This window comes from Frankia sp. CeTa3Moorea (assembly GCF_978021225.1).
The window spans coordinates 38,905-45,112 of the sequence record NZ_CDXDOR010000028.1 but is presented as its reverse complement, the minus strand read 5'-3'; the positions used below and the strand labels follow the sequence as shown (position 1 = coordinate 45,112).

Genomic DNA, 6,208 nt, shown 5'->3' with positions numbered 1-6,208 from the left:
CCCTCCCCCATCCGCGAGGTTCCCCCCGCTCCCGTCTCCGCTGGCCGCGCTCAGCCGGCGCTGGAGGCTTCCACGGACGTCCCGGCGCGGGGAGAACCGGCCGAGGCGACCCCCACCGGGCACGACAGCCCGGTGCCACCCAGGCCGCAGTAGCCGCCGGGGTTCTTGGCGTCGGAAAGGTACTGCTGGTGGTATTCCTCCGCGTAGTAGAACGGACCAGCCGGGGCGATCTCGGTGGTGATCGCCCCGAGGCCCGCCGCGGTCAGCACCTGCTGGAACGCCTCGCGGCTGGCAGCCGCCGCGGCGGCCTGCCCGGCGGTGGTGGTGTAGATCGCCGAACGGTACTGGGTGCCCACGTCATTGCCCTGCCGCATGCCCTGGGTCGGGTCGTGCCCTTCCCAGAACACGCGCAGCAGCTCCTCGTAGCCGACCTTCGCGGGGTCATACACCACAAGGACGACCTCGGTGTGCCCGGTCAGCCCGGAACACACCTCCTCGTAAGTGGGGTGCGGGGTGTGCCCTCCGGCGTAGCCGACGGCGGTGGTGTACACCCCGGGAACCTTCCAGAACGCGCGCTCGGCCCCCCAGAAGCAGCCGAGGCCGAACACGGCGGTCTCCAGACCCGCCGGGAACGGGCCGGCGAGCGGGGTCCCCAGCACGGTGTGCGGGACGTCGCCCGCGAACACCGGCCGATCCCGGCCAGGAAGGGCCTGCTCGGGCGTGGGCAGTGTCGTCTTGTGACGACCGAAGAACATGGGAAGCCACCTCCGGTGGTTGTCTCCTCGCACAACCGCGCACCGCGGCCACACGTTCCCGCAGCCCGGGACCCTCGGACGCCCTCCAGATGCTCTCCGGATATTCATCGAAAGTTCATCAGAGGTTCATCGAAAGTTCGCCGGGTGATCAGGGAGCACCCTGTCAGAGAACGAGATCCTCCAGCATCGTCGTGACCAGGGCCGCAATCGGCGATCGCTCGGAACGAGTGAGCGTGACGTGCGCGAACAACGGGTGGCCCTTCAGGGTCTCGATCACCGAGGCGACCCCGTCGTGCCGGCCGACCCGCAGGTTGTCGCGCTGGGCCACGTCGTGCGTGAGCACCACCCGTGACCCCTGCCCGAGCCTGGACAGCACGGTCAGCAGCACCCCGCGCTCCAGGGACTGAGCCTCGTCGACGATCACGAACGCGTCGTGCAGGGACCGGCCACGGATGTGCGTGAGCGGCAGCACCTCCAGCATCCCGCGATCCACGATCTCCTCGATGACCTCGGGGGAGACGAGCGCACCGAGGGTGTCGAACACCGCCTGGGCCCAGGGCGCCATCTTCTCGTTCTCACTGCCCGGGAGGTACCCGAGCTCCTGGCCACCGACGGCGTACAGCGGGCGGAAAACCACCACCCGGCGGTGCGCCCGGCGCTCCATCACAGCTTCGAGCCCGGCGCACAGGGCGAGCGCCGACTTACCGGTGCCGGCTCGACCGCCGAGGGAGACGATCCCGACATCCGGATCGAGCAGGAGGTCGAGGGCCACCCGCTGCTCGGCGGAGCGACCGTGCAGGCCGAACGCGTCGCGGTCGCCGCGGACGAGCCGGACCTGCTTGTCGGCGGTCACCCGGCCGAGCGCGGAGGCGCTCCCCCCGGTGGTGGTGAGGACCAGGCCGGTGTGGCAGGGCAGGTCGGCGGCCTCCAGGATCTCGGTGTACTCGCGGGAGTAAAGCCGGTCGAGGTCCTCCTGGGTGACGGTGAGCTCGGCCATCCCCGAGAAGCCGGTGTCCACCGGGGACAGCGCCTGGTACTCCTCGGCGGGCAACCCCAGCACCGACGCCTTGACCCGCAGCGGGAGATCCTTCGTGACCAGTACGACGTCGGCGCCCTCGCGGGCGAGGTTCATCGCGACGCACAGGATCCGCGAGTCGTTCGTGTCGACCCGGAACCCCAGTGGAAGCACCGCCGCATCGGTGTGATTGAGTTCCACCCGTAGCGTCCCGCCGTTGTCCAGCGGGAGCGGTTGATCGAGGCGACCATGCCGGATGCGCAGATCGTCCAGGATGCGTAGTGCCTCCCGGGCGAACCAGCCCAGTTCCGGGTGGTTCCTCTTACCTTCCAGCTCCCCTATGACAACGAGGGGGAGCACGACATTGTGCTCCGCGAACCGCAGCAGCGCGCCAGGATCAGAAAGCAGCACGCTTGTGTCGACGACATGCGTTCGTGGCACACGCCCACCCGCTTACTCGGAGGTAGTCCGGGACCGACCCCTGCAGGAGCCGGGCACCGGCCTCCTGGTGTAGTCGCGCTTGCGGCACCGAGGGGCCTCCCGAGAGGTCCGGCACCATGCCGGACCACGGCTTGAGACGCTAGCGCTCCCACGGTAACCGCAGCCCTCGATGATGGCGACCCACTTCCGACAACACGTTACGTTAAGAACTGGAAACGTCTCGCACCCCGGAGCTCCCGTCGCACCCTGATCGGTCACATTGCGTCCGGATCATGACGCGGAGCATCAACCGCCGCGCGCGGCGCCGTCGGAGACCGGACCACGAGCGTCCGCCCGAGAAAGCCAGGTCACCGCTCACTGCCCGGTTCAGAAGCCCCCGGACCTGCACTGACTCCGGCAACGGGCACCAACCGGGGCAACGGGCACCGACCGGCCGCAGGCCGCCACCGGATCCACGAGCCCGGCGACCGACGAGAGCCGGGTGACCGCGGGCGTGCCGGCCAGAGACACGGCGGGCCGAAACGCGACAGGCCAGAACGTGACAGGCCGAAACGTGACAGGCCGAAACGTGGCGACATGGGAGGGGGCACCCGAAACGCGGCGACCGAAAGGTGACGGCCTGAAGCGCGCCCACGGGGAAAACGTGACGGAACGCTATGGAACACCGCGGGCCGATGATCGGACACTCGTTGTCTCGACATGTCATCGAGATCGGATCGGACCGGACCGGGCCCGAAAGAGGGCGCCGACTGGCACCGTCGGGCGGGTCGGAGGAAATTCAGCCAACCGACTGGGGAATTCCCGGAAATTCATCCGGAGAAGGGATTGATCCCCGGCGAACATGCAGGGATCCGCGGAGTGGTCATTATCGGGTGGTGCTCCGCTCAGGTGAGCCGTAGCACGACACTCGGTAGGAACGCGGCCCGCCGACGGCGGAACAACGGACGCGACGCAGAGTTACGAATGAGTCCGCCGCCGACCGGTCGCCACGGGACGGGCCGGGAGCCCGCCGAGCGGGTCGGCCGAAGGCCGACCCGCTCGGGAGCGTCGCACGAAGTGGTGCCACGGATGGCTTGCGTTGCCACGGATGCCTTGCGAGGTGCTGCCACGAGGTGCCGTGCCAGCGGTGCGGTCCCCGAACGGAGCCCGCGGTTGGGTGCGTCAGCCGCTCAGCCTCCGCTGTTCAGCCGCTCGACGAGCGCCTCGTGCTCGGTCCACAGGGCGGCCGGAAGCCGTTCCCCGAACGTCTGGTAGTGCTCGGGGATCAGCTGGGCCTCCTGCTTCCACACCTCGACGTCCACCGTGAGCAGGGTCTCGAGGTCCTCCTCGGCGATGTCGAGGCCGTCGGCGGGTAGGGCGTCCTTCGTCGGCAGGACGCCGAGCGGCGTCTCCACCCCGGCTGCCGTGCCCTCCAGGCGACCGATGATCCAGGCGAGGACACGGCTGTTGTCGCCGAATCCCGGCCACAGGAACCTGCCCTCCGGGCTCTTGCGGAACCAGTTCACGTAGTAGATCCGCGGGAGCTTCGTCTGGTCGGCCTTCTGCCCGACCTCGAGCCAGTGGGCGAAGTAGTCGGCCATGTTGTAGCCGCAGAACGGCAGCATCGCGAAGGGGTCCCGGCGCAGCTTGCCGATCGCTCCGGCCTGGGCCGCCGTCGTCTCGGAGGCGACGATCGAGCCGAAGAACACCCCGCGCCGCCAGTCGGGAGCCTCGGTGACCAGCGGCACCGCGGTCGCCCGGCGCCCGCCGAACAGGATCGCCGAGATCGGCACGCCGCGCGGATCCTCCCACTCCGGGGCGATCGTCGGGCACTGGCCCGCCGGGACGGTGAAGCGGGCGTTGGGGTGTGCGGCGGGCTCGCTGGACTCGGGGGTCCAGTCGCGGCCCTTCCAGTCGATGAGGTGCGCCGGAGGCTGCTTGGTCAGCCCCTCCCACCAGACGTCACCGTCATCGGTCCTGGCCACGTTGGTGTAGACGACGTTGCCCCAGAGGGTCCTGACCGCGTTGGGGTTGGTCTGCTCGCCGGTCCCCGGGGCGACCCCGAAGAACCCGGCCTCCGGGTTGACCGCGTACAGCCGGCCGTCCTCACCGAAGCGCATCCAGGCGATGTCGTCACCGACGGTCTCCGCCTGCCAGCCCGGCAGGGTTGGGATGAGCATCGCCAGATTGGTCTTTCCACAAGCCGACGGAAATGCGGCGGCAATGTAGTGGACCTTGCCAGCGGGAGACGTCAGTTTGAGGATGAGCATGTGCTCGGCGAGCCAGCCCTCGTCGCGGGCCATGACCGACGCAATACGCAACGCATAGCACTTCTTGCCAAGTAGTGCGTTTCCGCCGTAACCTGAGCCGTAGGACCAGATCTCCCGGGTTTCCGGGAAATGGGTGATGTACTTCGTCGTATTGCACGGCCACGGGACATCGGCCTGGCCGGCTTCCAGCGGAGCGCCCAGGGAATGGACGGCCGGGACAAAGAAACCGTCCGTTCCGAGCTGCTCGAGGGCGGGCGTTCCCATCCGGGTCATCGTCCGCATGGAGATGACGACGTAGGGCGAGTCGGTGATTTCGACACCGAGGGCCGAGATGCGCGAGCCGAGCGGGCCCATGCAGAACGGGACGACGTACATCGTCCGACCCCGCATGCACCCTGCGAACAGGCCTCGGAGCGTGGCCCGCATCTCAGCAGGGTCGAGCCAGTTGTTGGTCGGGCCGGCGTCCTCCGCCTGCTCAGAGCAGATATAGGTACGGTCCTCCACGCGGGCCACGTCGCCCGGGTCCGAGGCGGCGTAAAAGCTGTTCGGACGTTTCTCGTCATTCAGCCGGACCAGGGTCCCCTGCTCGATCAGAAGGGAGGTCAGCCGATCGAACTCCGCGTCTGATCCATCGCACCACTCAACCCGGTCCGGCTGAGTGAGTTCGGCAATCTCGCGCACCCAGGCAACTAGCCTGGCGTGCCTCGTGGGGGCCACGTCCAGCCCCGAAACCTGTGCCGCGGTTGTCACAGCTCACACCTCCGGTCGAGTCGAACCTGCCGCGCTCTCTTCACCGTATGCAGGTGCCCACTTGAGAACTCGAACGTACTCGTGGACGTTCAGACAAAACCCACAATATAGGGGGAGTTCGAGGCCACGTTCAGGATCATTAGACTGTACCGCGCGTTCCGTCCGCAGTCGCGCGATAGCGAGTGCGCAGAAGCGTCGGATCCATCACGCACCGGTACGGACCGACTGCTGCCATCCGGCTCCGCTTCGTGACGGCACCGACCCTCGGGTTATCGTTCTCGGCGTGGCTTCCCTCGTACAGCAGCCGGCCGGGCCTCCGCAGACGGACATCGCCTCGCACCCGCGTGACCTGGTGCGACCGCGCATGCGGGGATGGCTACATGCCGGCGCGTTCCCGATCAGCCTGACACTAGGCATCATTGCGGTGGCGCTGGCTACCACGCTGCGTGCCCGGCTCGGTATCGCAGTTTACGCCCTGAGTATTGCGGCCCTCTTCGGAACGAGCGCCCTCTACCACCGGACGATGTGGTCGACATCACGCGCCCGGGCGCGCATGAAACGCCTCGACCATTCAATGATCTTTGTTTTCATCGCCGGCACTTACACCCCTTTCGCCCTGATTGCGATGCCGCCGACGACCGCTCGGGTGGTCCTGGCGGTGGTGTGGGGAGGGGCAGGACTCGGCGTCGCCATTCGGATGCTGTGGCTGCACTCGCCGCGGTACCTGACCGTGCCGCTCTACATCGCGCTCGGCTGGGTGGCCGTCTTCGTGATCCCGGAGCTCGCCCACCGGGCCGGGATCGCCTCGATGGTCCTTCTGCTCGTGGGGGGGGTCTGCTACAGCCTCGGCGCCGTCGTCTACGCCTGCCGGCGACCGGACCCGGTACCCACGATCTTCGGCTACCACGAGGTGTTCCATGCCTTCACCCTCGTCGCCGCGACCTGCCACTACATCGCGCTGCTCTTCGCCATCTACTAACAGCCTTCCCCCACACGGC

The 6,208-nt window shown here is 68.1% G+C and carries 4 protein-coding genes; 1 reads left to right on the top strand and 3 read right to left on the bottom strand.

Going from position 1 to position 6,208, the window contains the following annotated elements; translation table 11 throughout:
* Positions 1–50: 50 nt before the first annotated feature.
* The 3 genes from msrA to AC08OV_RS07930 all read right to left on the bottom strand — a co-directional run bounded on the left by msrA (position 51) and on the right by AC08OV_RS07930 (position 5,210).
* On the bottom strand, positions 51–755 hold the full coding sequence (gene msrA, locus AC08OV_RS07940; RefSeq protein ID WP_476613248.1) for a peptide-methionine (S)-S-oxide reductase MsrA: 705 nt from the start codon (positions 753–755) through the stop codon (positions 51–53).
* A 163-nt stretch (positions 756–918) separates the two neighbouring features.
* Positions 919–2,211, bottom strand: a complete 1,293-nt coding sequence (locus tag AC08OV_RS07935; RefSeq protein ID WP_462187765.1) for a PhoH family protein — start codon at positions 2,209–2,211, stop codon at positions 919–921.
* Between the two features lie 1,169 nt (positions 2,212–3,380).
* Entirely contained in the window at positions 3,381–5,210 is a 1,830-nt protein-coding gene (locus tag AC08OV_RS07930; protein WP_476613249.1) for a phosphoenolpyruvate carboxykinase (GTP), read from the bottom strand.
* 283 nt (positions 5,211–5,493) lie between these two features.
* Between AC08OV_RS07930 and trhA the strand changes: the two genes are divergently transcribed.
* Complete coding sequence (gene trhA, locus AC08OV_RS07925; RefSeq protein ID WP_476613250.1) at positions 5,494–6,189, top strand: PAQR family membrane homeostasis protein TrhA; 696 nt, start codon at positions 5,494–5,496, stop codon at positions 6,187–6,189.
* Positions 6,190–6,208: the final 19 nt, after the last annotated feature.

Bases quoted from the DNA above. Each gene is read 5' to 3' on its own strand.
- msrA (WP_476613248.1), bottom strand. From the start codon at position 755: ATGTTCTTCGGTCGTCACAAGACGACACTGCCCACGCCCGAGCAGGCC.